The organism is Sporosarcina aquimarina, assembly GCF_033253705.1.
GTDB classification, from domain to species: domain Bacteria; phylum Bacillota; class Bacilli; order Bacillales_A; family Planococcaceae; genus Sporosarcina; species Sporosarcina aquimarina.
Genome location: NZ_JAUBDH010000012.1, coordinates 53,915 through 77,192 on the forward strand (window position 1 = coordinate 53,915; position 23,278 = coordinate 77,192).

The 23,278-nt window shown below is 41.5% G+C and carries 21 protein-coding genes; 2 read left to right on the forward strand and 19 right to left on the reverse strand.

Annotated features, from left to right (window positions below; genetic code table 11):
- Positions 1-18: 18 nt before the first annotated feature.
- Genes QT716_RS15020 through mce form a run of 4 tightly spaced genes read right to left on the reverse strand, consistent with a single transcriptional unit; the run spans position 19 to position 3,609 of the window.
- Complete coding sequence (locus QT716_RS15020; RefSeq protein ID WP_317936961.1) at positions 19-543, reverse strand: chemotaxis protein CheW; 525 nt, start codon at positions 541-543, stop codon at positions 19-21.
- Positions 497-1,633 (reverse strand): M20/M25/M40 family metallo-hydrolase, encoded by a 1,137-nt coding sequence (locus QT716_RS15025; protein WP_317936962.1) that lies wholly within the window; start codon positions 1,631-1,633, stop codon positions 497-499. Before QT716_RS15025 ends, QT716_RS15020 begins: the two co-directional genes overlap by 47 nt.
- A gap of 13 nt (positions 1,634-1,646) precedes the next feature.
- Positions 1,647-3,194 (reverse strand): acyl-CoA carboxylase subunit beta, encoded by a 1,548-nt coding sequence (locus QT716_RS15030; RefSeq protein ID WP_317936963.1) that lies wholly within the window; start codon positions 3,192-3,194, stop codon positions 1,647-1,649.
- Between the two features lies 1 nt (position 3,195).
- Positions 3,196-3,609 carry a methylmalonyl-CoA epimerase gene (gene mce, locus QT716_RS15035; RefSeq protein WP_317936964.1) on the reverse strand — a complete coding sequence of 138 codons (414 nt, stop codon included), beginning with the start codon at positions 3,607-3,609 and terminating at the stop codon, positions 3,196-3,198.
- A 111-nt stretch (positions 3,610-3,720) separates the two neighbouring features.
- On the opposite strand from mce, the gene prli42 reads away from it, so the two are divergent.
- Entirely contained in the window at positions 3,721-3,816 is a 96-nt protein-coding gene (prli42, locus tag QT716_RS15040; RefSeq protein WP_317936965.1) for a stressosome-associated protein Prli42, read from the forward strand.
- A 52-nt stretch (positions 3,817-3,868) separates the two neighbouring features.
- Here prli42 and QT716_RS15045 read toward each other — a convergent pair whose 3' ends face one another.
- From QT716_RS15045 to QT716_RS15100, 12 genes are all read right to left on the reverse strand, one after another.
- Positions 3,869-4,309, reverse strand: coding sequence for a BrxA/BrxB family bacilliredoxin (locus tag QT716_RS15045; protein ID WP_317936966.1), 441 nt, complete (start codon positions 4,307-4,309; stop codon positions 3,869-3,871).
- Between the two features lie 120 nt (positions 4,310-4,429).
- Complete coding sequence (gene meaB, locus QT716_RS15050) at positions 4,430-5,464, reverse strand: methylmalonyl Co-A mutase-associated GTPase MeaB (RefSeq protein WP_317936982.1); 1,035 nt, start codon at positions 5,462-5,464, stop codon at positions 4,430-4,432.
- Positions 5,465-5,508: 44 nt separating this feature from the next.
- The gene (gene scpA / locus QT716_RS15055) at positions 5,509-7,668 is read right to left on the reverse strand and encodes a methylmalonyl-CoA mutase (protein WP_317936967.1); all 2,160 of its coding nucleotides are present in this window, start codon (positions 7,666-7,668) and stop codon (positions 5,509-5,511) included.
- Positions 7,655-9,334, reverse strand: coding sequence for a methylmalonyl-CoA mutase family protein (locus tag QT716_RS15060; RefSeq protein WP_317936968.1), 1,680 nt, complete (start codon positions 9,332-9,334; stop codon positions 7,655-7,657). The genes scpA and QT716_RS15060 overlap by 14 nt, the downstream gene beginning before the upstream one ends.
- A 116-nt stretch (positions 9,335-9,450) precedes the next feature.
- A complete protein-coding gene (locus tag QT716_RS15065) occupies positions 9,451-10,758 on the reverse strand; it encodes a dihydrolipoamide acetyltransferase family protein (RefSeq protein ID WP_317936969.1) in 1,308 nt (435 codons plus the stop codon).
- A gap of 21 nt (positions 10,759-10,779) precedes the next feature.
- Positions 10,780-11,763, reverse strand: coding sequence for an alpha-ketoacid dehydrogenase subunit beta (locus QT716_RS15070; RefSeq protein WP_317936970.1), 984 nt, complete (start codon positions 11,761-11,763; stop codon positions 10,780-10,782).
- Positions 11,763-12,770 (reverse strand): thiamine pyrophosphate-dependent dehydrogenase E1 component subunit alpha, encoded by a 1,008-nt coding sequence (locus QT716_RS15075; RefSeq protein WP_317936971.1) that lies wholly within the window; start codon positions 12,768-12,770, stop codon positions 11,763-11,765. The genes QT716_RS15070 and QT716_RS15075 overlap by 1 nt, the downstream gene beginning before the upstream one ends.
- A gap of 15 nt (positions 12,771-12,785) precedes the next feature.
- Positions 12,786-14,213, reverse strand: coding sequence for a dihydrolipoyl dehydrogenase (gene lpdA / locus QT716_RS15080; RefSeq protein ID WP_317936972.1), 1,428 nt, complete (start codon positions 14,211-14,213; stop codon positions 12,786-12,788).
- A gap of 30 nt (positions 14,214-14,243) precedes the next feature.
- On the reverse strand, positions 14,244-15,326 hold the full coding sequence (gene buk / locus QT716_RS15085; protein WP_317936973.1) for a butyrate kinase: 1,083 nt from the start codon (positions 15,324-15,326) through the stop codon (positions 14,244-14,246).
- A 39-nt stretch (positions 15,327-15,365) separates the two neighbouring features.
- A complete protein-coding gene (locus QT716_RS15090) occupies positions 15,366-16,463 on the reverse strand; it encodes a Leu/Phe/Val dehydrogenase (protein WP_317936974.1) in 1,098 nt (365 codons plus the stop codon).
- A 23-nt stretch (positions 16,464-16,486) separates the two neighbouring features.
- Positions 16,487-17,398 (reverse strand): bifunctional enoyl-CoA hydratase/phosphate acetyltransferase, encoded by a 912-nt coding sequence (locus QT716_RS15095; RefSeq protein WP_317936975.1) that lies wholly within the window; start codon positions 17,396-17,398, stop codon positions 16,487-16,489.
- Between the two features lie 16 nt (positions 17,399-17,414).
- Positions 17,415-19,409: a sigma 54-interacting transcriptional regulator gene (locus QT716_RS15100; protein WP_317936976.1), complete on the reverse strand. Its 1,995-nt coding sequence runs from the start codon at positions 19,407-19,409 to the stop codon at positions 17,415-17,417.
- Positions 19,410-19,534: 125 nt separating this feature from the next.
- Here QT716_RS15100 and QT716_RS15105 point away from each other — a divergent pair, with 125 nt between their 5' ends.
- Entirely contained in the window at positions 19,535-19,765 is a 231-nt protein-coding gene (locus tag QT716_RS15105) for a DUF2627 domain-containing protein (protein WP_317936977.1), read from the forward strand.
- Between the two features lie 51 nt (positions 19,766-19,816).
- Here the strand turns inward: QT716_RS15105 and QT716_RS15110 are convergent, their stop codons facing one another.
- The 3 genes from QT716_RS15110 to spo0A all read right to left on the reverse strand — a co-directional run bounded on the left by QT716_RS15110 (position 19,817) and on the right by spo0A (position 23,150).
- Entirely contained in the window at positions 19,817-20,548 is a 732-nt protein-coding gene (locus tag QT716_RS15110; RefSeq protein ID WP_317936978.1) for a glycerophosphodiester phosphodiesterase, read from the reverse strand.
- A 24-nt stretch (positions 20,549-20,572) separates the two neighbouring features.
- Positions 20,573-22,081: a DUF342 domain-containing protein gene (locus QT716_RS15115; protein WP_317936979.1), complete on the reverse strand. Its 1,509-nt coding sequence runs from the start codon at positions 22,079-22,081 to the stop codon at positions 20,573-20,575.
- Positions 22,082-22,355: 274 nt separating this feature from the next.
- Positions 22,356-23,150, reverse strand: coding sequence for a sporulation transcription factor Spo0A (gene spo0A, locus QT716_RS15120; RefSeq protein ID WP_317936980.1), 795 nt, complete (start codon positions 23,148-23,150; stop codon positions 22,356-22,358).
- Positions 23,151-23,278 lie beyond the last annotated feature (128 nt).

Genomic DNA, 23,278 nt, shown 5'->3' on the forward strand with positions numbered 1-23,278 from the left:
CTACCCGGTTTCCATTGGTTACACATCCTCAGACAATGCCTGTTTGACGTATCCTTTAATTTCTTCCATTCCATTGAGTGTATTTGACAATTCTGTTGGATCAATCATCGTAATCATTCGATTCTCTAAGTTTGCAACAGAAGAAAAATACGCAGTTTTTGAATAGGCTAGCAATCCTTGTGTTGTGAGCCGGTCTACAGGTATATCAAGAATCTCTTTTGCTTCGAGTACTAGTAAACCGAAAAATAGTCCTTCGGTTTGAACAACCACTACTTTTGCATTTGGATCTTCTTGGGCTGAATTTCCATAAAGAATTTGCTGAAAATCTAAAATCGGTACGAGTTCATTGCGAATCTTCATTAACCCTAAGAAATAGCTTGGTAAATGTGGAATCGGATTCACTTTTTCCAACTCTTCTATTGACACCGTTTGCTCAACAGGAATTGCATATTCCTCATTGCCGCATCGGACAACGACTGCTTTTATTTGCGCCATATTACTGATCATTCTTTCTGCGAGCTGCCGCTGTTCGAACAATTTCAAGAAGCAAGTCTGCTAATTTGTTAAGTTCCTCAACAGGCATTCTTTCATCTTTAGTATGAATTTTTTCATATCCCACTGAAAGTGTAACTGTCGGGAATCCGTGTCCGTTAAATATATTTCCATCACTGCCTCCACCGCTAGTTAACAGTGCTGGTGTGCGGCCAATTGCACGAATTGCTTGCTGGGCCACTTGGACAACTTCATCCTGTTCGTCAAATCGGAAACCTGGAGACATAATACGCGCATCTGTCTCTGCTGAACCGCCCATTTTTTCAGCCGTTTCTTCAAATGCTTTTACCATATGTTCCATTTGCTGCTGAAGTTTTTCGTAATTAATAGATCGGGCTTCAGACAGAATATTTACTTCATCACACACAATATTTGTAGCCTGACCACCTGAAAACGTACCAATATTCGCTGTAGTCTCAGAATCGATTCTGCCAAGATTCATAGCTGCAACTGATTTAGCTGCAATTGTTATCGCTGAAACTCCTTTTTCCGGTTCCACGCCTGCATGCGCTGTTCGACCGTGAATTACAGTTTTCAGCTTTGCGTTATAGGGCGCAGCGGTAACAATCCCACCAACTTTACCATCAGAATCTACAGCGTAGCCATACTTTGCATGCATGAGTGAATTATCAATCTCGCGAGCGCCTACAAGGCCGCTTTCTTCACCAGCTGTGATGACAAACTGGATATCTCCGTGTGCTTCTCCGCTTTCTTTAAGCGTTCTCATCATTTCAAACAAGGCTGCAAGTCCTGCTTTATCATCCGCACCCAGGATTGTATCTCCAGCAGAATAAATGAACCCGTCCTCTTTTAAAACAGGCTCAATTCCAACTCCTGGTGTCACTGTATCCATGTGTGAAGTGAAGTAAATAGGATCTGCATCAGGTAAAGACCCTTTCATAGTAGCGATTAAGTTCCCTGCCCCATGTCCTGTACGCTCTTTAGAGTCATCCTCAATTACGTCAAATCCCATTTGCTCCATTTTTTCTTTTAAAACACCAACGATTTGTTCTTCATGTAGTGTTTCAGAGTCAATTTTTACTAATTCATAAAATTCTTCTAGCATTCTTTCGTAATTCATCAAATCACTCCTTTTATAGTGGCATATTTCCATGCTTTTTCTTAGGGCGTGTCTCTTTTTTAGAACGCATCATTTCAAGTGCTTGTACGAGCTTAATGCGCGTTTCACGCGGGTCAATGATGTCATCTACCATCCCATTCGCAGCAGCTGCGTATGGATTCGAAAACTTATTACGATATTCAGCGATTTTTGCAGCCCGTGTTGCTTCCGGATCTTCACTTGTTGCAATATCCCTTGCAAAAATGATATTGGCTGCGCCTTCAGCACCCATAACTGCAATCTCTGCATTCGGCCAAGCAAAAACTAAATCTGCGCCAATTGCTTTCGAGTTAAGTGCCACATAAGCTCCACCAAATGCTTTACGTAAAATCACTGTAATTTTAGGGACTGTCGCTTCTGAATAAGAATATAAGATTTTTGCACCATGGCGGATAATTCCTCCATGCTCTTGTTTAACACCTGGGAAGAATCCTGTGACATCTTCAAATGTGATTAAAGGAATATTAAACGAATCACACGTCCGGATGAACCGTGAGATTTTATCGGAAGAATCGATATCCAATCCGCCCGCCATTACTTTAGGCTGATTGCATACAAATCCTACAGATTCACCTTTTATTCTAGCGAAACCTACAACCGCATTCCGAGCAAATTCTTTCTGAACTTCCATGAAGGAATCAGGATCTGCAATTTGTTCAATTACTTTTCGGACGTCATATGGGCGGATTGTTTCATATGGCACGACATCAGCCAAGTCTGGACGATAATCATCCTGTTCATCCACTGAACAGATAGGAGTTTTTTCTTCATTGTTTTGCGGTAAGTATGTTAGTAATCGTCGTACTTCTTCGAGAACAGATTGTTCATTCGGCCCACGGAAATGTGCATTTCCGCTAGTGGAATTATGAACTTTTGAGCCGCCAAGATCTTCAGACGATATTTTTTCACCGGTAACTGTTTCGATTACTTTAGGTCCAGTTATGAACATTTGACTCGTATCATCTGTCATGAACACAAAGTCCGTAATGGCTGGAGAGTAGACCGCTCCGCCCGCACACGGTCCTAATATGACAGAGATTTGAGGAATGACACCTGAATAGATAGAATTCCGATAAAAGATTTCACCGTATCCATCAAGAGATACGACTCCTTCTTGTATTCGTGCACCGCCGGAATCATTCAGTCCGATGAAAGGTGCTCCATTTTTTGCAGCAAGGTCCATGACATTCGCAATTTTCATTGCATGCATTTCTCCTAAAGCGCCGCCAAAAACAGTGAAGTCTTGTGAAAACAAATAGATAGGACGTCCATTGACTTTTGCAAAACCTGTAACAACCCCATCACCAGGGCCTTGCATTTTATCCATCCCAAAGTCTTGGGTTCTATGGACAACGAAAGGATTCAACTCGACAAATGTCCCTTTGTCGACGAGTAAGTCGATTCGTTCACGTGCTGTGAGTTTACCTTTTTCATGCTGGCGGACTATACGCTCATCCCCGCCCCCAAGTTCAATTTCACGTTTTTTGTCATACAGTTCATTGATTTTATCGTATATATCCAACTTACTCATCCCCCAATGAGCGTTTGGCACATAGTTCGTAAAGAACACCAAACGAAGATTTCGGGTGTAGGAATGCAACTTCTGCGCCTCCCGCACCTTTTTTTGGTTCATCCTGAAGCAGTCGTACTCCTTGCGTTTTCAATTCTTCCATACGTTCTTTTATATTACGAACTCCAAAAGCGATATGATGCACACCTTCGCCTCGTTTTTCTAAGAAGCTTGCTACTGCACCTTCATCGCTCATCGGTTCCAGCAATTCTAATTTAATATTACCCGCGTCCAAAAACGCGACTTTCACGTGTTGCTGTGGAACTTCTTCGATCCCCAGAAGTTTTAGTCCGAGTGTATGTATATAATAATCTAACGAGTCTTCAAGACTTTTTACTGCAATTCCAATATGATCTACTTTTTCCACGATTCCACCCCTACTCTATTGTAACGTTTTGAGAAATAATGCGCCACCTGTTGAGTATTCTACGGATTCTGTTAAAATGATAGTATCAATCCAATTAAGGGGTTTTGACACATGAGTAATAAAAAAGTTCAAAAAACAATCGTGTACATCATGATCGCAACAATGATAGCCTCAACGATTGTTATCGGTCTTAGCACATTATTTTAATAGTTTGACGAAATGTAGGCCGGCATCAGATAGACTGATGCCGGCCTGTTTTTTATAATTCTTCGCAGTACTCGTCGAATTGGCTTTGTAAATTAGTCACAACTGACATAGGATCATGACCTTCAATTTCATGCCGGCCAACTTCTGCAACCATTTCTCCATCTTTCATCAATACGAAAGAAGGTGAAGACGGTAAGTGATAGTCTCCAAAGTGCATACGTGCTTGTGCAGTTGCTTCTTTGTCCTGACCTGCGAACACTGTCACTAAATGATCCGGACGCTTATCAAAATGGATTGCATGCAAAGCTGCTGGTCGTGCAATACCACCTGCACAGCCACATACAGAGTTCACCATTACGAGAGTTGTACCTTCACGTTTAAAAGCATCCTCAACAGCTTCTGCTGTTTTTAACTGCTCATAACCGCCAGCTTCCATTTCATTACGTGCTTGACTTGTTATATCATCCATATAAAAATTAAAATCCATTGTCATATAGTTGTCCCCCTTTAAAACATGATACTTATATCATAACAGTTTCCCTGTACGAAGAAAACTGTTCAGCAATCATATTGCGAGTCTTAACGTAATAATTTCTATTACTTAAATACAAACTCAGTCAAATAATTGTTTTACTGCTCCCGCAACAGTTGCCTGACCATCTAATAACTTCTTTTCCAATTCAGTAACTTGTTGTTTTCTACCAGGTTCCTCATAAAACGAATCAATTAAATGGTCATTTATCATCGTGTAAAACCAACTGCGTGTCTGGGATTGTCGTCGTTCTGTCCAGTAATTTGATGATTCCATTACATTTCGGAATTCGCCTATCATTTCCCACGTTTCAACTAAACCAGTAGCTTTTAAAGAAGATACTGCTAGCGCTTTTGTCGTCCATCCTGGTGAAGCAGGCTGTAAAAAATGGGCTAGCTGACGATAGTCCCGAACTGTTTTCTTCGCCAATCTTTCGTTATCGCCATCTGCTTTGTGGACAATAATTCCATCAGCAAGCTCCATTATACCTTTTTTCATCCCTTGCAGTTCGTCCCCCGCTCCAGTTAAGGCGAGTAACAGAAAGAAGTCCGTCATTTCTCGGACTGCAGTCTCGGACTGACCCACTCCAACAGTTTCTACTAAGATAACATCATAACCAGCTGCTTCGCACAACAGCATGGTTTCCCTCGTTTTCCTATGAACTCCGCCAAGTGTTCCCGCAGTTGGGGAAGGTCTTATAAAGGCTTGGGGATCTCTTGCGAGCAATTCCATCCTCGTTTTGTCCCCTAAAATACTTCCGCCCGTAATCGAGGAGCTCGGGTCTACAGCCAAGACAGCCACTTTGTGACCCGCTTTTGTCAGCATAAGTCCGAAAGCTTCGATAAATGTGCTTTTCCCCGCACCAGGAACACCTGTAATTCCAATACGAATACTGTTCCCGGTTTTTGGCAGCAGCGTCCTTAGCAGTTCTTGTCCAGCTGGCTTGTCGTGTATCGCGACACTTTCTAAAAGAGTAATCCCCTTTGCTAAACTAAGTCTAGATCCAGCTGCAATTTGTTGTGCGATCTCCTCAATTTCAAGGGGGGCTTTAGTTCGTTTAAACTTTCTTCTTTTTGAAGATTTCATTCCATCATGAGACGAAGTCAGACCTTCCATAACGTTGAGCGCGGTTTCTTTCCGCACTTCTTCATCACGCCGGTTCACTCCATCACTTCCTCGTAACCCAATTGACGATAGATTTCTTCAATAACCTTTTGTGCCGCAACGGGTATGACTGTACCTGGGCCAAAGATTGCAGCTGCCCCCTTCTCTCTTAAAAACTCATAGTCTTGTGCTGGTATCACGCCCCCAACAATGACCAAGATATCCGGTCGGCCTATTTTAGCAAGTTCTGCACGCAATGCTGGCACAAGTGTCTTATGCCCTGCAGCGAGCGAGCTGACGCCAATGACATGCACATCATTCTCTGCAGCTTGCAGTGCGGTTTCTTCAGGTGTTTGGAAGAGAGGACCTATGTCAACGTCAAATCCTAAATCGGCAAATGACGAAGCAATTACTTTCGCTCCTCTGTCGTGTCCGTCTTGCCCCATTTTAGCAACTAATATACGAGGTCGACGTCCTTCGTTTTCAAGGAATTCCTCAGTCATCGATTTCACTTCATCAATTTCTTCAGAATTTGAGAAGTTTTGACTGTATACACCACTTACCGATCGTATGACCGCTTTATGTCTGCCAGAAACTGCTTCAATTGCATCTGAAATCTCACCAATGGTAGCACGCACCCGAGCAGCATTTATCGCTAATGCTAAAAGGTTTCCTGTCCCTTCTTTTGCACTCTTTGTCAATTCATTTAATGCATGTTGGACAGCCGCATCGTCTCGCTCTTTTCGTGTACGTTGAATTCGGTCAATTTGTTTTTGACGTACCATCGTATTATCAATATCTAAAATATCGATAGGTTCTTCCTGATCCAAGCGATATTTGTTTACCCCAACAATAGTTTCACTCTTCGAATCGATTTTAGCCTGCCGTTTGGCAGCAGCTTCTTCAATTTTCATTTTGGGTAAACCGGTTTCAATCGCTTTTGCCATTCCGCCTAATTCTTCGATCTCTTCGATCAATTCCCAAGCTTTCTCTACTAAGTCATTCGTGAGTGATTCTACATAATACGAACCACCCCATGGATCGATTGTCTTTGTCATCATTGTTTCTTCTTGGAGGAATAATTGGGTGTTCCTCGCAATACGCGCAGAAAAATCGGTAGGCAATGCAATTGCTTCATCTAAAGCATTTGTATGCAAAGATTGGGTGTGCCCCATTGCAGCTGCATTTGCCTCGATTAATGTGCGGGTTACATTATTAAATGGATCCTGTTCCGTCAAACTCCATCCAGATGTTTGAGAATGTGTGCGCAGTGCTAATGACTTTGTATTTTTAGGATTAAATGTTTTCATCATTTTTGCCCATATAATTCTGGCAGCACGCATCTTCGCAATCTCCATGAAATAGTTCATGCCAATTGCCCAGAAAAATGACAATCTCGGTGCGAACGAATCAATATCAATTCCAGCCTTCAGTCCAGTACGTACGTATTCCAATCCATCGGCAAGTGTGTACGCTAACTCAATATCTGCTGTCGCACCCGCTTCTTGCATATGGTACCCGGATATCGAGATCGAGTTGAATTTCGGCATTTGTGTTGAAGTATAGTCAAAGATGTCAGCAATAATCCGCATGGACATATCAGGTGGAAATATATACGTATTCCGTACCATGTATTCTTTTAAAATGTCATTTTGAATTGTACCTGCTAATAGATCAGGTGACACTCCCTGTTCCTCTGCAGCAACAATGTAAAATGCCATAATCGGCAAAACAGCGCCATTCATCGTCATGGAGACTGACATTTGGTCGAGTGGAATCCCGTCAAATAAAATTTTCATATCTTCGACTGAGTCAATAGCTACACCCGCTTTTCCTACATCCCCTGTCACACGGGGATGATCAGAGTCATACCCTCGGTGTGTCGCCAAATCAAATGCAACCGAAAGACCTTTTTGACCCATTGCGAGATTTCTCCGATAAAACGCATTACTCTCTTCTGCCGTCGAAAATCCTGCATATTGGCGAACAGTCCATGGCCTTGCGACATACATAGTTGGATAAGGTCCCCGTGTATTTGGTGCAATTCCTGGGAAATCCCCTAAGTGATCTAGCAGGTTACGATCTTCAGAGGTATACATCGGCTTAACCGGAATTCCTTCGTTAGTTAGAAACGATTCGTTCGCATCGTTTTGATTTGATGCTGGTTCCTCGATTATTCGGTCGATTTCAACTTTGCTAAAATCAGGCTTCTTCAATCTTTTCGCCTCCTTTGCACTGAGATAGAACTTGAGACAGCTTCTCGATACGATTTTGTCCTTTGAATACAAATCCATCTAATCCATTTGCCAGCCAATCATTTGTCAACTCATCACTGACACGTCCAGCTACATCCAATACAACTCCTGGTGGTTTCTTTGAACTAATTTCAGGTGCAACCTGTTCAATCTGACCCGGTGCTGCACACAGAATTGCATAGTCCGGCTTTTCAGCTTCCAGCCATTCAATCGCTTCATAAGCATCTGTAAACGACGGGCTGTGTTTTGCAGTTAACCCGGCAGTTGCTAAAAATCCAGCTGCGAAGTCCGCACGAGGTTTGTACGATTTCAAACTTCCGAACACAACAAGTCGGATATCGATTGGCTGTTTCAAAGTTTTCTTCCGTAACTCTTCAAATGGATAAGCAGGACGAGCTGTCTCATTTCTAGATGAGTTCTCGACTAACTCATGATTCGCAGGATCTGCGTAGACACTTGTGCCAATCAATGAAGAGACTCCACTTGCGACATTCTCTTTACGTTCCTCAGCAAGTTGATCCAGCTTGCCTGAATGTAGAAAAGCTTTTGATCCGCCCATTTCTTCTATCTCAAGGAAAAGATGCCATGCTTTATGAACTAATTCCTTAGTTAGTTGTTCGATGAAGTACGAACCACCGCCCGGATCGGCGACTTTGTCTGCGTGTGTTTCCTCACGAATAATCAGCTGTACATTCCTCGCATAACGAAGTGACTGTTGTGTATTTCCCGTTAACTCGTTATACGGGTATACTGTCAGCCAATCAGCTCCCCCAAGTACTGCTGAAAATGAGCTGTTTCCTGCTCGCAGTAAGTTTACATAAGGATCTATTTTGGAATAAGAACGCAGCGAAGTGACCGCCATTAAAGGCACAGCAGTATTGTCATTCATGTCATAAGCGCTGCAGAATAATTGCCAAAGCGTACGGAAAGCTCTAAATTTTGAGATTTCCATAAAGAAATGAGTATCTGCTGGAAATCTAAAAAAGACTTTATCACAAAACTGGTCAAAAGATTCCATTGTCATAGCGTGTTCTGCAGCTTGCGATAACGCTAACGCGAGTTCAGTAACACTATCTGCACCTCTCATATGAATAGACTCCAAATCAATGCCAACTGTTCTAACATTTTTATACCCAAGTGGCAATTGAACTGTGTCAGAAAGGAGCAATCCAGTTACTTTCTCTCGTTCATCAAGTGAAATCAGCTTAAATACATCGAGTAATCGGTCTTCAGAGTTTATGTGCAGGAAAGCAAAAGGGTAATCCAACATCAATTCGGCAAGAGCTTTTAAAGAAACGTCGTCCCATTTATTAGGTGTTCCACCATCTAAATAGATCGCTTCATTTCCTTTTTCGAGACTTTCCTTCATAGAAGAAATCCACTCTGAACCAGTCTCTCCAATTGTCGGCTGCGCACTTATCCATTTTCTATGACTAGGACGGACAGTATGAGAAGGATTCGGAGATGCAGTGTACAGCGGTTTTAACGAGATGCCTTCAGCTGTAGGTGTTTTCAATGAGTCGACAGTTCTGCCTTTCAATGAACTCTCTGCAACTTGAAGCCATTCTTCCCACTCCGGGCGTTCAAATTTTTGCTGCTTCATATTATGTATATCAGAATGGTTCATTTGTAATCCCTCCCTGTTAAACTTACTTTCTACTAGTGTACCTGAAAGTGATCTTACTTGAAAAGATAACCCCCACGTCCATTCGTTCTATGGCCGCGGGGGTAGGGATGTCTAATTTAGTAGACAGATGTTGTATCAGACGAAACGTTTTCTAAAATTTCTTTTACGCGAGCTAAGAAGTTACCTGCAACAAGACCATCCAATACCCGGTGATCCAGAGACAGGCAAAGATTGACCATATCACGCACAGCAATCATACCATTGTCCATGACGACTGGACGCTTGACGATGGATTCCACTTGCAGAATTGCAGCTTGTGGATGGTTGATAATTCCCATCGATTGGACTGAACCAAATGAGCCTGTGTTATTCACTGTAAACGTACCGCCTTGCATTTCTGATGATTTCAGTTTGCCTGAACGGACTTTACCTGCAAGTTCTGTAATCTCACGGCCAATGCCTTTGATCGTTTTTTCGTCAGCTTGCGGAATGACTGGAACGTATAATGCGTCTTCAGTCGCAACAGCAATCGAAATATTAATATCTTTTTTCTGGACAATTTTATCGCCAGCCCACATTGAATTCATCATAGGGAATTCTTTTAGTGCTTGAGAAACCGCTTTGACGAAAAATGCGAAATACGTTAAATTAAATCCTTCTTTTTGCTTGAAGTCTTTTTTCAGTGAATCTCGGTATTTCACCATTTCTGTTACATCGACTTCAATCATTGTCCATGCATGCGGTGCTTCGTGTTTAGACTTCAGCATGTTGTTTGCGATTGCACGTCTAACTCCAGTAACTGGAATTTCAATATCTCCTGGAGCAACCGGCACATTTGCTGCCCCTTGTGCAGGTTGTGCTTGTACTGGTGCGGACTGTTGAACCTCAGGTTGCGCCGGAGTTTCAGCAGTTACTGATTTAGGTTGTGGCTTTTGGCCGCTATCAATAATTGCCTGGATGTCTTTACGTGTAATTCGTCCATCGCGGCCTGAACCATCGACGTCAGATAAATTGATATCGTGATCTTGTGATAAACGTAAAACAGCTGGTGAGTAACGTCCTGCAGCTGCTCCTTTTTCTTTCTTGATAGGACTCTTTGGTTTTTGAGAACCTTCTGCAGGCATTTCGTTCGCTGGCTCTTCTTTAGCAGGTACTGCTTCAGGTTGAGCCTCACTGCCGCCACCCTCAGTTTCTATCGTACATACCACTTCACCTACAGCAACTGTCTGGCCTTCTTGAACAATGATTTCTTTAATAGTCCCTGTGAATGATGAAGGGACTTCAGCTGTCACTTTATCAGTGTTCACTTCTGCAAGTGAATCATATTTTTCAACATGATCACCTGGCTTCACAAGCCATTTTTCTATTGTACCTTCTGTAACACTTTCACCAAGCTGAGGCATTTTAATCGATTCAATTGCCACAAGATTCCCCTCCGTTCGTTATTAAAATTCAGCTAAATCTCGTGCTGCCTTTTCTACTTTGTCTGGATTGACCATAAAGAATTTCTCCATAGTCGGTGCATAAGGCATCGCAGGAATATCCGGTCCTGCCAAACGCTGAATTGGCGCATCCAAATCAAATAAACAGTTCTCAGAAATAATAGCAGCCACTTCACTCATAATGCTTCCTTCTTTGTTGTCTTCAGTGACAAGAAGGACTTTACCTGTTTTCTTTGCAGCTTCAATAATCGCTTCTTTGTCGAGCGGATAAATTGTTCTAAGGTCTAGAATGTGTGCAGAAATCCCATCTTCCGCAAGACGTTCTGCCGCTTGCAATGCAAAATGGACACACAGTCCGTATGTGATAATTGTGATGTCTTCCCCTTCACGTTTCACATCGGCTTTACCAATTTCAAGTACATATTCTTCTTCAGGAACTTCCCCTTTAATCAAGCGGTAAGCTCGTTTATGTTCAAAGAATAGAACTGGATCTTCATCCCTGATTGCCGCCTTCAACAACCCTTTAGCATCGTAAGGAGTAGACGGTATTACGATTTTAAGACCTGGAGTACCAGCAAACATCGACTCAACAGACTGAGAGTGATAAAGCGCACCGTGCACGCCTCCGCCAAATGGAGCGCGAACTACTAAAGGACATGACCAATCGTTATTAGAACGATACCGAATTTTTGCCGCTTCAGAAACAATTTGGTTTACAGCCGGCATGATGAAGTCTGCGAATTGCATTTCAGCAATAGGACGCATTCCATACATCGCAGCACCGATTGCAACGCCTGCAATTGCTGATTCAGCTAGAGGTGTATCAAGCGCACGATACTCACCGTACTTGTCATAAAGACCTGTAGTTGCTTTAAATACGCCACCTTTACGGCCAACGTCTTCTCCCATTACAAAAACGTTTTCGTCGCGCTCCATTTCTTCTGCCATTGCGCTAGTAATTGCATCAATATATGAAATGACTGCCATCAGTCGTTCCCTCCTTGTTCAGCATAGACATGTCGAAGTGCATACTCCGCATCTGCATAAGGTGCTGCTTCAGCATAATCTGTAGCTTCGTTTACTTGTTGCATAATACGCTTTTCAATTTCGCCGTTAAGCTCATCAGATAACACACCTGTGTCTTTTAAATATGCTGCAAATTTAGGAATCGGATCAAGTTTACGTTCTGCTTCCAATTCTTCAGCATCACGATATAATCTTTGGTCGTCATCTGAAGAGTGAGCAGTCAATCGATAGCAAACAGCTTCAATCAAACTTGGACCTTCACCGCTGCGCGCACGATCAGCTGCTTCTTTCATCACTCGATACACTTCAAGCGGATCTGTTCCATCGACAGTTACACCTGGCATTCCATAACCAACTGCCCGATCTGAAACATTTTCACATGCAAGCTGTTTTTCGACTGGTACAGAAATCGCATATTTATTATTTTCTACCATAATGACTGTCGGTAATTTATGGACACCAGCGAAGTTCATGCCTTCATGGAAATCCCCTTGGTTGGAAGAACCCTCTCCAAGTGTCGAAAATGTAATGAAGTCTTCCCCTTTTATCTTAGCTGCTAGCGCAACTCCTACTGCATGCGGAAGTTGTGTAGTAACCGGAGAAGAACCTGTTAATATCCGGTTTTTCCTTTGCCCGAAGTGGCCCGGCATTTGACGGCCGCCAGAGTTAGGGTCTTCTGCTTTTGCGAATGCAGATAGCATTAAATCTTTAGGTGTCATTCCGAAGTGAAGAACTACTCCCATATCACGATAGTACGGAGCGATCCAGTCTTTGTCTTTGTTAAGTGCATAAGCAGCGCCAACCTGCGCCGCTTCTTGTCCTTGACAAGAAATAACAAACGGAACCTTACCCGCACGATTTAGGAGCCACATGCGCTCATCTATTTTTCTTGCCATTAACATAGTTTCATACATTTGTAGTACATCTTCATTTGAAAGACCTAGCTCTTCGTGGCGATTCGTTGCCATGAGTATTTCCCCCTTTTACATGTGTATTGCTTTGCCATCTACAGCAAGTGCTGCTTCACCAATTACTTCAGAAAGTGAAGGATGCGGATGAATTGTATCAGCAATTTCCCAAGGTGTTGCATCTAATACCATCGCTAACCCTGCTTCAGAAATCATATCGGTTACTCCTGCACCAATCATATGCACACCAAGTACATCATCAGTCTTTTCATCTGCAATTATTTTCACAAATCCTTCTGGTTTGCCATTCACAAGTGCTTTACCAACTGCTTGGAACGGAAATTTTCCTACTTTAACCGAAAAGCCGCGGTCTTTGGCTTGTTTTTCAGTTATCCCCACACTCGCAGCTTCAGGACTTGAGTAAATGCAACGGGATATCTTCTCATAATCCATCGGTTCTGGAGTCTGATTAGCAATATGCTCGATTGCTGCGATACCTTCATGAGATGCAACATGTGCCAATTGAAGTCCGCCAATACAATCCCCGATTGCATAAATATGACTTTCTTTTGTTTGGAATGTAGGACGGGTTTTAATATACCCTTTTTCAATTTCAATATCTGTATTTTCAATTCCTATACCTTCAGTATTTGCTTGACGTCCAACAGAAACTAAAACTTTCTCGGCAGTGAAGGTTTGAGTTGAATCACCAACCTCTGCTGAAATCGATACATTTTCAGTAGTTTTATCAACTGTTTCAGCAAGAACTTTAGCACCAGTAACAAATTGAATACCTTTTTTCTCTAAAATCTTTTTCATTTCTTTTGAAATATCTTCATCTTCTGTCGGCAGGATACGGTCTGCATATTCCACAACAGTCACGTCAACACCGAAGTCGTTGAGCATTGAAGCCCATTCAATTCCGATGACACCCCCGCCAATAATAAGCATAGATGAAGGAAGTGATTCTAGCGCTAGTGCACCATCTGAAGATAATATTTGCTGTTCATCTAAGTCTAGCCCTGGTAAAGTTCTTGGACGGGAACCTGTTGCTAGCACAAGATTTTTCAAAATAAGCATTTCGTTTTCTTCACCGTTGTTCATCTCAACTGAAATTGTTCCAGGCATGGGTGAGAATATAGAGGGTCCTAGCATTCTGCCTGTACCTTCATAGACGTCAATTTTACCTTTTTTCATAAGACCTTGAACACCTTTGTAAAGTGTATCAACAATCGTTTGTTTACGGTCTTGGACGGCTCCGAAATTTAATGAAACACCTTCCGTATCAACTCCAAAGCTTTTTGCCTTTTCTTTTGTCAGTTGATAGACTTCTGCACTTTTCAACAAAGCTTTACTTGGAATACATCCTTTATGTAAGCATGTACCGCCTAATTTCCCCTTTTCAACGAGAGCCGTTTTCAAACCTAGTTGTGCAGAACGAATTGCAGCAACATATCCGCCTGTACCGCCTCCAAGAATTACTACATCATACTCTTGAGCCATTGTGATACGCCTCCATTCTTTTGTTTTCAATTATGATGGATACACTTTTGCGACCTCTTCACCGGTAAGAACACGAAATGCCCCTTCCGCAAGGGCTTGCAATTCGTCTTCCCCCGGATAGACTACAACATCACTAATCCATTTCACATGAGATTGAATCTCTTCTGTGAATTCTTTTCCATATGCAAGGCCGCCAGTAAGAATAATGGCATCCACCTCACCTTTTAGAACTGCAGCAGCACTGCCGATCTCTTTTGCCACTTGGTATGCCATTGCATTATAAACTTCTTTAGCAAAGTCATCCCCTTCGGCAATCCGTTTCTCTACTCGGACCGCATCATTGGTACCAAGGTACCCAGTAAGGCCACCTTTACCGACAAGCATTTCCATCACTTCTTGACGATAGTATTTACCTGAAAAGCATATTTCCACTAAGTCTCCTGCTGGCACGGTACCCGCTCTTTCCGGGCTGAAGGGACCGTCTCCATGAAGTCCGTTATTGACGTCTATCACCTTACCATGATGATGTACGCCAACTGTAATTCCGCCACCCATGTGTACGACGATAAGTTTAAGATCTTCATACTTGTTACCAGTATGGGCTGCATATCTCCGTGCAACTGCTTTTTGGTTCAGTGCATGAAAAATCGAATGGCGTTCCAGCAATTTAAATCCTGATAGCCTTGCGATCGGTTGAAGTTCATCTACCACCACAGGGTCGACGATATATGCAGGAATGTTAGCTGTCAATGCAATTTCGTTTGCTATGATTCCACCGAGGTTTGAAGCATGTTGGCCAGAGTATCCTTTACGCAGATCCTCAAGCATCGCATCATTCACAGTATAGGTCCCACCTGCAATCGGACGCAGTAAGCCACCGCGTCCACATACTGCAGATAATGAAGATAGTTCGATTTCATGTTGTTGAAGTTCTTCTACAATCATCGACTTACGAAATTCATACTGAGCGGTGATCGAAGCAAACTGGGCAAGTTGTTCAGTTGAATGACGTAATGTCTCTTCCATAACGAGCTGATCATTGTCAAACACGCCGATTTTAGTAGAGGTAGAGCCAGGATTTATCGTCAATATTCTAGCAACTGAAAGTTTCATGGGTCACAACCCCTTTCACAGCACAGTTTAAAAAGTTGCTTATCGACGATTTGACAGGACACTTTTTTCATTTTGCAAGAACGAATTACGAGCTTTTGCAACTCGTTCAATACGCTCTTCAGCTAGACGGTCCGCTGCAACGTATGAAGGAATGTTATCACGTTTTGAAATTGCAAAGATCTTTTCGATTGTATCGTAAATCGTATTGACCTTTTTCAAAGCACGCTCACGGTTATACCCGTCCAATTCGTCTGCTACGTTAATGACACCGCCAGAGTTGATAACATAATCTGGTGCATAAACAAGTCCCATTTCATGAATTTTGTCTCCATGCTCAGGGTTTTTCAATTGGTTGTTTGCAGAACCTGCGATAACTTTTGCTTTCAATTGCGGGATTGTGTCGTCATTGATGACAGCTCCAAGTGCACATGGTGAGAAGATATCTGCTTCCACGCCATAAATTTCGTTAATACCTACCGCTGTCGCACCAAAGTTATCTACAGCACGCTGAACTGCTTCTTCATTAATATCCGTAACAATAAGTTTTGCGCCTTCTTCATGCAGATATTCGCACATTGTGTAGGCAACGTTTCCGACACCTTGCACTGCGATTGTTTTACCTTTTAGTGAATCATCACCGAATGCTTCTTTTGCAGCTGCTTTCATACCCACATACACACCAAGTGCTGTTACAGGTGATGGGTTACCTGAAGAACCGAATTCCGCAGAAACGCCTGTTACGTAATTTGTTTCAAGATGTATCAAGTCCATATCCTCTTCAGTTGTACCAACATCTTCAGCTGTAATGTAGCGACCATTCAATCCTTCAATGAAACGGCCGAAAGCACGGAACAATTCATCATTCTTGTCAGTTTTAGGATTGCCCATAATAACAGCTTTACCGCCGCCAAGGTTCAAACCAGCAGCAGCATTTTTGTACGTCATTCCACGTGCTAGACGCAGCGCATCTTCAATCGCTTCTTCTTCGCTGTTGTAAGTCCACATGCGAGTTCCTCCGAGTGCAGGTCCAAGTGTAGTATCGTGAATTGCGATAAATGCTTTTAGGCCAGTTGTTTTGTCTTGGCAGATCACCAATTGCTCATAGTCGTAAGTTTCCATATATTTTATAATTTCCATTTGTAATTCCTCCAGTTTTTCAATCAGTTTTTACTTACTAATAACGCCAGTGCCATAGAGTGAAGTTTCGTCTCTGCACTATCCGCTCGCGATGTAACTACGATTGGGGCAGAGGCACCTTGAATGATACCGCCTACTTTCGCTTTTGCGAAATAAGTTAACGATTTGTAGAGTATGTTACCTGCTTCTAAATTTGGTGCGATTAAAATATCTGCCTTACCAGCTGCTGGACCCGTAAGTCCTTTATGTAAAGCTGCATCTGGTGAAATTGCATTATCTAGTGCCATAGGTCCTTCAACAATACAATTTTTCAACTGCCCTCGCTGATTCATCATCGTCAAGGAAGCCGCATCTAGTGTTGCTTGCATTGCAGGATTCACAGTTTCAACAGCTGCCAAAGGGACAACGATCGGCATTTCAATCCCACATGACCTAGCAACAGTAACTGCGTTTTGGATAATTTGCGCTTTCACTTGCAAATCAGGTGTAATACTCATGGCTGAGTCTGTTATGAAAAACAACCGGTCATAACCTGATACTTCAAATGCCGCCACATGGGAGAGCACATTTCCCGTTCGCAATCCTGATTCTTTTCTCAGTGCGGCTTTCATCAATGTTGCGGTAGGGATGTTTCCTTTCATAAGCACCTGAGCTTGTCCAGCCGACACTGCATCCACTGCTGCTTTAGCTGATTCTACAACACCCTGACTATCAATTATTTCCACATCAGGATGGTCAATTAGATGCGGATAATTTTTTTGAATTGCATCGAGCAACTGCTGTTTATCATCATAAAGCTTAAATGTAGCTAGGCCACGAGTTACAGCCAAGTCTACGGATTCCAATACATCTGGATCAGCTGCACATGCAACAGCGGTACATGGCCTATCTGATAATAAGGATGCTTGTTTTACTAACTCCGAAAGAGTATTCACGAGTCCACCCCTTTTGTTAAATCAATTTGTACTTCTCTAATTTGTAATATAAAGACCTGAGAGAAATCCCCAGACGATCAGCCACAATAACTTTTTGTCCATTATTTTCTTTAAGGGATGCTTCTAATAATAATTTTTCATGGTCTTCCATCAGTGATGCAAGCGTTCTTTTGTCTGGAAGTGCTGGATTTGAATCAAGATGGTGATCGCTGCGAGATGATAACGCACGTATTATATCTTCTTCGTTAAGCACTGCAGACCCTGATTCCGATAGAATCATGGCACGGCTTATGACATTTTCAAGCTCTCTTACATTTCCTGGCCATTCGTATGATTGAAGTCTTTCCATTGCTTTCGATGTCACTCTTTGAATGGACATTCCAAATTCCTGATTTAGCATAGCGAGAAGTGTTTCTGTAATAAGTAAGATGTCTTCAGGTCTTGTTCTTAATGCCGGAATTCGTATAGAAATACGTGTGAGCTGGAAAAATAATTCTTCAGACAGACGGCCTTCATGAACAGCTCGTTCCAAATTCGCTGCTGAAGAAGCTATGATTCGCACTCCCAGCTGTTTGGATTGTCCGGATGTTGTAATACTTCCAATTCGTAAATACTCCAGCAATTTTTCTTGTACCTCTGGATTCAATTCTGTAATTTCATCTAAAAACAAAGTTCCTGAAAGTTTGTCATCCTGAATTTTCGTGTGAATCAAGGCCATCTCAATTGAATCCACATCAAGCGTTGCACAGGAAACACGTATGAAGTCCCCGTTAGACCTGCGGCTGCCTGTGTGAATTGCATGTGCAAAAAGCTCTTTTCCACTACCTGGCTCTCCACGTAACATAATTGGGATTTCTGAGCCCGCTGCAATTTTTGCTTGACCGACTGCGATTAGAAGGTCTTCGTTAGAACCAATAATATCATCAAACGTATAAGTGGATTCCAAATCACGAATCATCGCTTTCGCTTGGTCCAGCTCTTTCATAAGACTGCGCATCTCTGTAATATCATGTATTACACCAACACTGCCTTTTACTTCCTTGTCAACGATAATTGGTGCAACATTCACAATCACATTGCGGTTCTTCTCACCGATTTGCATGTTAACTCCACGTACTGGACGTTTGGTTTCAAGAACCTTCATATGAATACTTTCACCTGAGCTAATGTCAACAGTAGCAGGTTGTCCAATCACTTCTCTTTCCGTTAGGCCGGTTAAACGAGTATATGCAGGATTTACAAGTATGCCCAATCCTTCAGAGTCTACAACAGAAATGGCATCATCACTTGAATGGATAATCGCTTCAAGCATGGTTTTCACTCGTTTTAAATCCGTTATTTCTTCTGCAGTCCGTATAACGCCTGATATATCTTTAAATACGGCAAATGCTCCTGTTGTCTTACCGTCCTGATTAATAATCGGATAGCGCGAGCTTAGGATTTCAAGACCGTTGGATAATTGCAGTTCGTCATCGGAAACAGGCTGACCGCTATGCAAGACTTCCAGCAATCCTGATGAAGGAATGATGGATAGAATCGGTTTTCCAATCACTTCTTTTACTGTAACGTCCAGCATTTTGGAAGCGCTATCATTAAACAATGTAATAATACCAAATTCGTCAATACCGATCATGCCTTCATCGACTGAGTTAAAAATTGATTGATACATTCTAACATTCGATTGAAGAAATTGTGTTTCTTTAGATGGTTTCAACAAAATCTTAACAAGTAGATGGCAAATGTTTTTTGGAACAACAGTCGCGTTTGGACAAAATTGAATGTAACGAGTCGAACATTCTTCTGAAAAATCCAAAACGATGTGCACATTTCCAGACAATATAGATTCTGGATCAGGGCCGTGAGGGATTCCGTAACGTGTTGCAAACTGTGAGATGGAAGCCTTTTGAGTTTGTTCCACGATGCCAACAATCTGATAATCACTAGTTGCTTGAAGTACCTGCAAAGCATGTAAGCTTTGTTCATCTGCATCAATGATAACAATATTTTGCAAAGATGTTCAATCCCCCTCTCACCTTTGTGCAATCTTTTGCATTGCTTATTTCATCATACAACATAGCTTGCATCTTGACAATCTTTCGACAGCAGGTAAAATTAAAAAAGATTGGAGGGGTTTATGTGGCTCGCTTAGTCGCATTCATTGTGCTTGTTATTCCCGGTATTGCTGCAGCATTAGGTATAAAGCTGATGCGTGATGCATTATTTGGCATTCTTTTTAGCCCATTCCCATACATATGGTTGCAATTTGTTGCAGGATTTTTATTTCTTGCAGCAGGTATAGGATTTTTCGCTGGATTTTTATTCCGTCGTGACCAAAGAAAAGGTAGGATACAAAAAAAGAAGAAATAAAAATAGAAGACTCGGCAAATTTGCCAAGTCTTCTATTTTTTTATGGTCGGTTTAAGTGGTTCTGAACCGCGAGGGATAATCAGTAATCCATCCATAGATGAATTCTGGCGGATCTAGAACGTATGACTCGTTCCCTTCCACTCCATACACACGTATTTTCTTATCGGTTTGTTTCCAATAAGTTATATAAGGCTCTTTTAACATACGCTTATGAAAATGGAAAGCATCAGCGGCAGGATAATCGGATAACTGATGATCAGTAAGCATCGATTTTTTAAGTAATAAACCTGTTTCCATTGAAGGCTCTAATTCCTTTACTCTTTTTATCAGCGCATAATCAAATGACGAAATATGTACATTGTCAAGAATAGCTAACTGCTCCAGCAAAACACTAAGTTTTTCAGGGTTTCTCGATACAGTTTCTTTTAACTCGATATTCAGTCCAATTGAGTTCATAGCTGCGAATGATACTACGGAAGTAAGTGTTGGAATATGACTCCCCTTCACACCTCTGAAAAATCGTTTGCCAATCCGGATTTCCTCTATGTCTGCCGCATCCATTTCTGAAATATTTTTATGAATACCGGAAACTCTATTTAAATCTTCATCGTGAATGACAAAAAACACACCGTCTTTCGATAACTGTACATCCAATTCGATACCATCTGCGCCGTCGTCAACTGCTCCATGAAATGCTTTCATCGTATTTTCAAAATAAGTCCCAGAAGCCCCGCGGTGTGCGTACACTTCTTTACTTTCGACACCATTATTTTTGACAGACACTCAATTGCCTCCTTTAAAAGCGAATCAGATATTCAATACCCCGTCCACTAATTCAAAAACACCTTTTGTCTCAGATGTAATCACAGAAGATTTTGTTCCAATTTGCAAAAAGACTCCTGGATTAGCTGATTTTGTGATTTCTATTTCAGGCGATTTCGCGGTTTTCATAACTTCTAGATGCGTCTGGATTGCTTGATCCAGCACTAACAGTTCATTTCGATTTTTTTTTAATGTTTCTTGAATCTTATCATACGCATCTCGCTTAGTCCCTATGAGGGAAGTACTTTGTTTGTCTAAAGGAGCGATCACCGTCTCCAACTGGACAATCTGATTTTGTAGATTTTTAAATGATTTCGCCATTTGTTGAACTTCTAAATGTATCCCCTCTTTGTCGATTCCTTTTGCAAAAAGGATTGTATTGCGCTCATGACGATTTCCTGCAGTAGCGCATGTAATCCGATATGTCGCCTCAGTTTTCCCACCGATTATTCTGCCTTTATGGGGATCGACTTCAATATAATCCGCTATTACATCTGAACCTAAAAGATATAAACCTGCGTGAACTCTTTTAGCAAAAATACTGCAGTCATTCGCATGCTTAATATATATTGTCTCTTTTGCCGCTATAATCGTTTTGCCTCCCCCAAAAACACCGCCTTTTATATAAATATCGCCATTCTCAGATCTGATTTCCCGCGCATTTGTCACTGCTTCAGCGGCTTCAATAGATATATCATTCAGAGCGTTGACACTGTAACCTGCTAACACTGTCCCTGTAATGACAACAGTGCCGTCAAATGTAATAGAACCTGTCTCTGGGCCAACATCACCATCTATAAATAGTTGATGGCCGACACTGACTACTTCGTTAACAAATTCCAGCACGCCGCCATGCAGTGCCCGCAATATAATTTTACCGTCTTCATCTACTTCTTCAATTGACTTTCGATCGTAAAAAAGTTTTTTGTCTAATCCTTTTTTACCTTTAATTTCATTTCCGAAAATATCTATTCCGGATGTACCTTCTTGAGGTGGAATTTTTTCTCCTAACCAATCCCCTTTTTCAACAGGAGTCACAAAATTCATTTCATAGTAGTCAGCATTTCCATCTTCTCTTATAATCGGGCGTCTCTCAGGCATTTCTATGTATGTTATGATCGCATCGTTCCCGTTACCAGGGACTTTCCCTTCTGCAATTACGATGGCTTGTCCAAATTTCATGTTATCTAATTGAACGCTGCGTATGCCATAAACAATATTCTTATTATGTAATGCTTCGTTTAGAAGTTTAGGCAGTTCTGATTTTTTCGTATCTAATTCCTCATCAGTTAAATTTATCTCCACTACTGCTTTCATGTTATCAGCAGCTACAACTATCTCAATTTCCGATAGGTAGGATGCGATTTCAACATCACTTCCTACAACAGAAAGTGTCCGACGAAGATTCGGAAAGGATAAAATTTTTAATCGTGGAAGCATCTTTGTGATCCTGTCAAATGACTTTAAGTCAAAGCCGATTTTCTTCGTCTGCATATGGACGCTTTTTCCTTTTAAAGTAAGCACAAAAAAATCATTTTCATAAAGCACGCAGGTCACCTCTCTTTGTATACTTATTATAAATCTTTGGTTATTTTAAGAAATAGGTGTTTCGTCTACACTTACAGTAAGTTGGAAAGAAATAAATATAATTGCCTGATTCTTTTCACTCAGAAAAATATAGTTCAAAAAAAAGACTGATAAATTCTCATCAGTCCTAAGCTTATACCAATAATCTTTACGATTTACTCACATTCTAAAGCATTCACTATCAACTGGCCATATGCTCCAAACGGATCTTATCTGCGATCATCGCGATGAATTCAGAATTCGTGGGTTTGCTTTTCAAATGATGGACTGTATAGCCGAATGTTTTTGAAATAACATCATAATTTCCACGGTTCCATGCAACTTCAATAGCGTGTCGAATTGCCCGCTCTACACGTGATGGGGTTGTCTTATATTTTTCTGCAATGTCAGGGTACAAGATTTTGGTAACAGCTCCTAGAAGCTCATTGTCATTGTAAACCATCTGAATGGCTTCTCTGAGATAAGAATACCCCTTAATGTGAGCAGGAACTCCAATTTCTTTAATAGTTGTTGTAATTGCTGTATCTAAAACTTTTTGAGTCACCACTTCTGATCCTTTTTCTATCTGAACAGCTGGCTGTTTTACCGTCGAAGGTTTTTGCAATTTTGCAACCTGGAAGATTTGGTTAACAAGCTGTTCGAATTCGAAAGGTTTCAACATGAAGTAGGATGCCCCTAGGCCCGCGGCTTGTGTCATTACGTCTTCCTGACCAAAAGCAGTCAGCATAATAATTTTAAAATCAGATAATTCTTCTTTTTGACGAATGTTGTCCAGGACAGCAATGCCGTCAAGATATGGCATAATAATATCTAACAGCAGCACATCCGGCACAGTTTCTTCTAATTTCGATAGACATAGTTTTCCATTTTGAGCAGTCCATACTACTTCTATATCAGGGTGTTTTTCAAAATATGAACACATCGTTTTTACAAGTTCTTTGTTATCGTCAGCAATTGCTATTTTTAGTTTTCCCATTCCCATGTAAACGTTAAACTAGAGACAACAGTTTTCAACAAATAAGATTCAACAGTTTTCCATCATAAATCTACTTTCTATATACTGTAGGCAGTCTATAGAAAGAGAGGAATAGGATGTGGAAAAGT

Coding starts and splice junctions, on each gene's coding strand:
- prli42 (WP_317936965.1), top strand. CDS start 3,721: ATGAGTAATAAAAAAGTTCAAAAAACAATCGTGTACATCATGATCGCA.
- QT716_RS15045 (WP_317936966.1), bottom strand. CDS start 4,309: ATGACAATGGATTTTAATTTTTATATGGATGATATAACAAGTCAAGCA.
- QT716_RS15070 (WP_317936970.1), bottom strand. CDS start 11,763: ATGGCAGTCATTTCATATATTGATGCAATTACTAGCGCAATGGCAGAA.
- buk (WP_317936973.1), bottom strand. CDS start 15,326: ATGAAACTTTCAGTTGCTAGAATATTGACGATAAATCCTGGCTCTACC.
- meaB (WP_317936982.1), bottom strand. CDS start 5,464: ATGGAAGGTCTGACTTCGTCTCATGATGGAATGAAATCTTCAAAAAGA.
- QT716_RS15090 (WP_317936974.1), bottom strand. CDS start 16,463: ATGGAAATTATAAAATATATGGAAACTTACGACTATGAGCAATTGGTG.
- lpdA (WP_317936972.1), bottom strand. CDS start 14,213: ATGGCTCAAGAGTATGATGTAGTAATTCTTGGAGGCGGTACAGGCGGA.
- QT716_RS15060 (WP_317936968.1), bottom strand. CDS start 9,334: ATGAACCATTCTGATATACATAATATGAAGCAGCAAAAATTTGAACGC.
- spo0A (WP_317936980.1), bottom strand. CDS start 23,150: ATGGGAAAACTAAAAATAGCAATTGCTGACGATAACAAAGAACTTGTA.
- QT716_RS15025 (WP_317936962.1), bottom strand. CDS start 1,633: ATGAATTACGAAAGAATGCTAGAAGAATTTTATGAATTAGTAAAAATT.
- QT716_RS15075 (WP_317936971.1), bottom strand. CDS start 12,770: ATGGCAACGAATCGCCACGAAGAGCTAGGTCTTTCAAATGAAGATGTA.
- QT716_RS15115 (WP_317936979.1), bottom strand. CDS start 22,081: ATGCAGACGAAGAAAATCGGCTTTGACTTAAAGTCATTTGACAGGATC.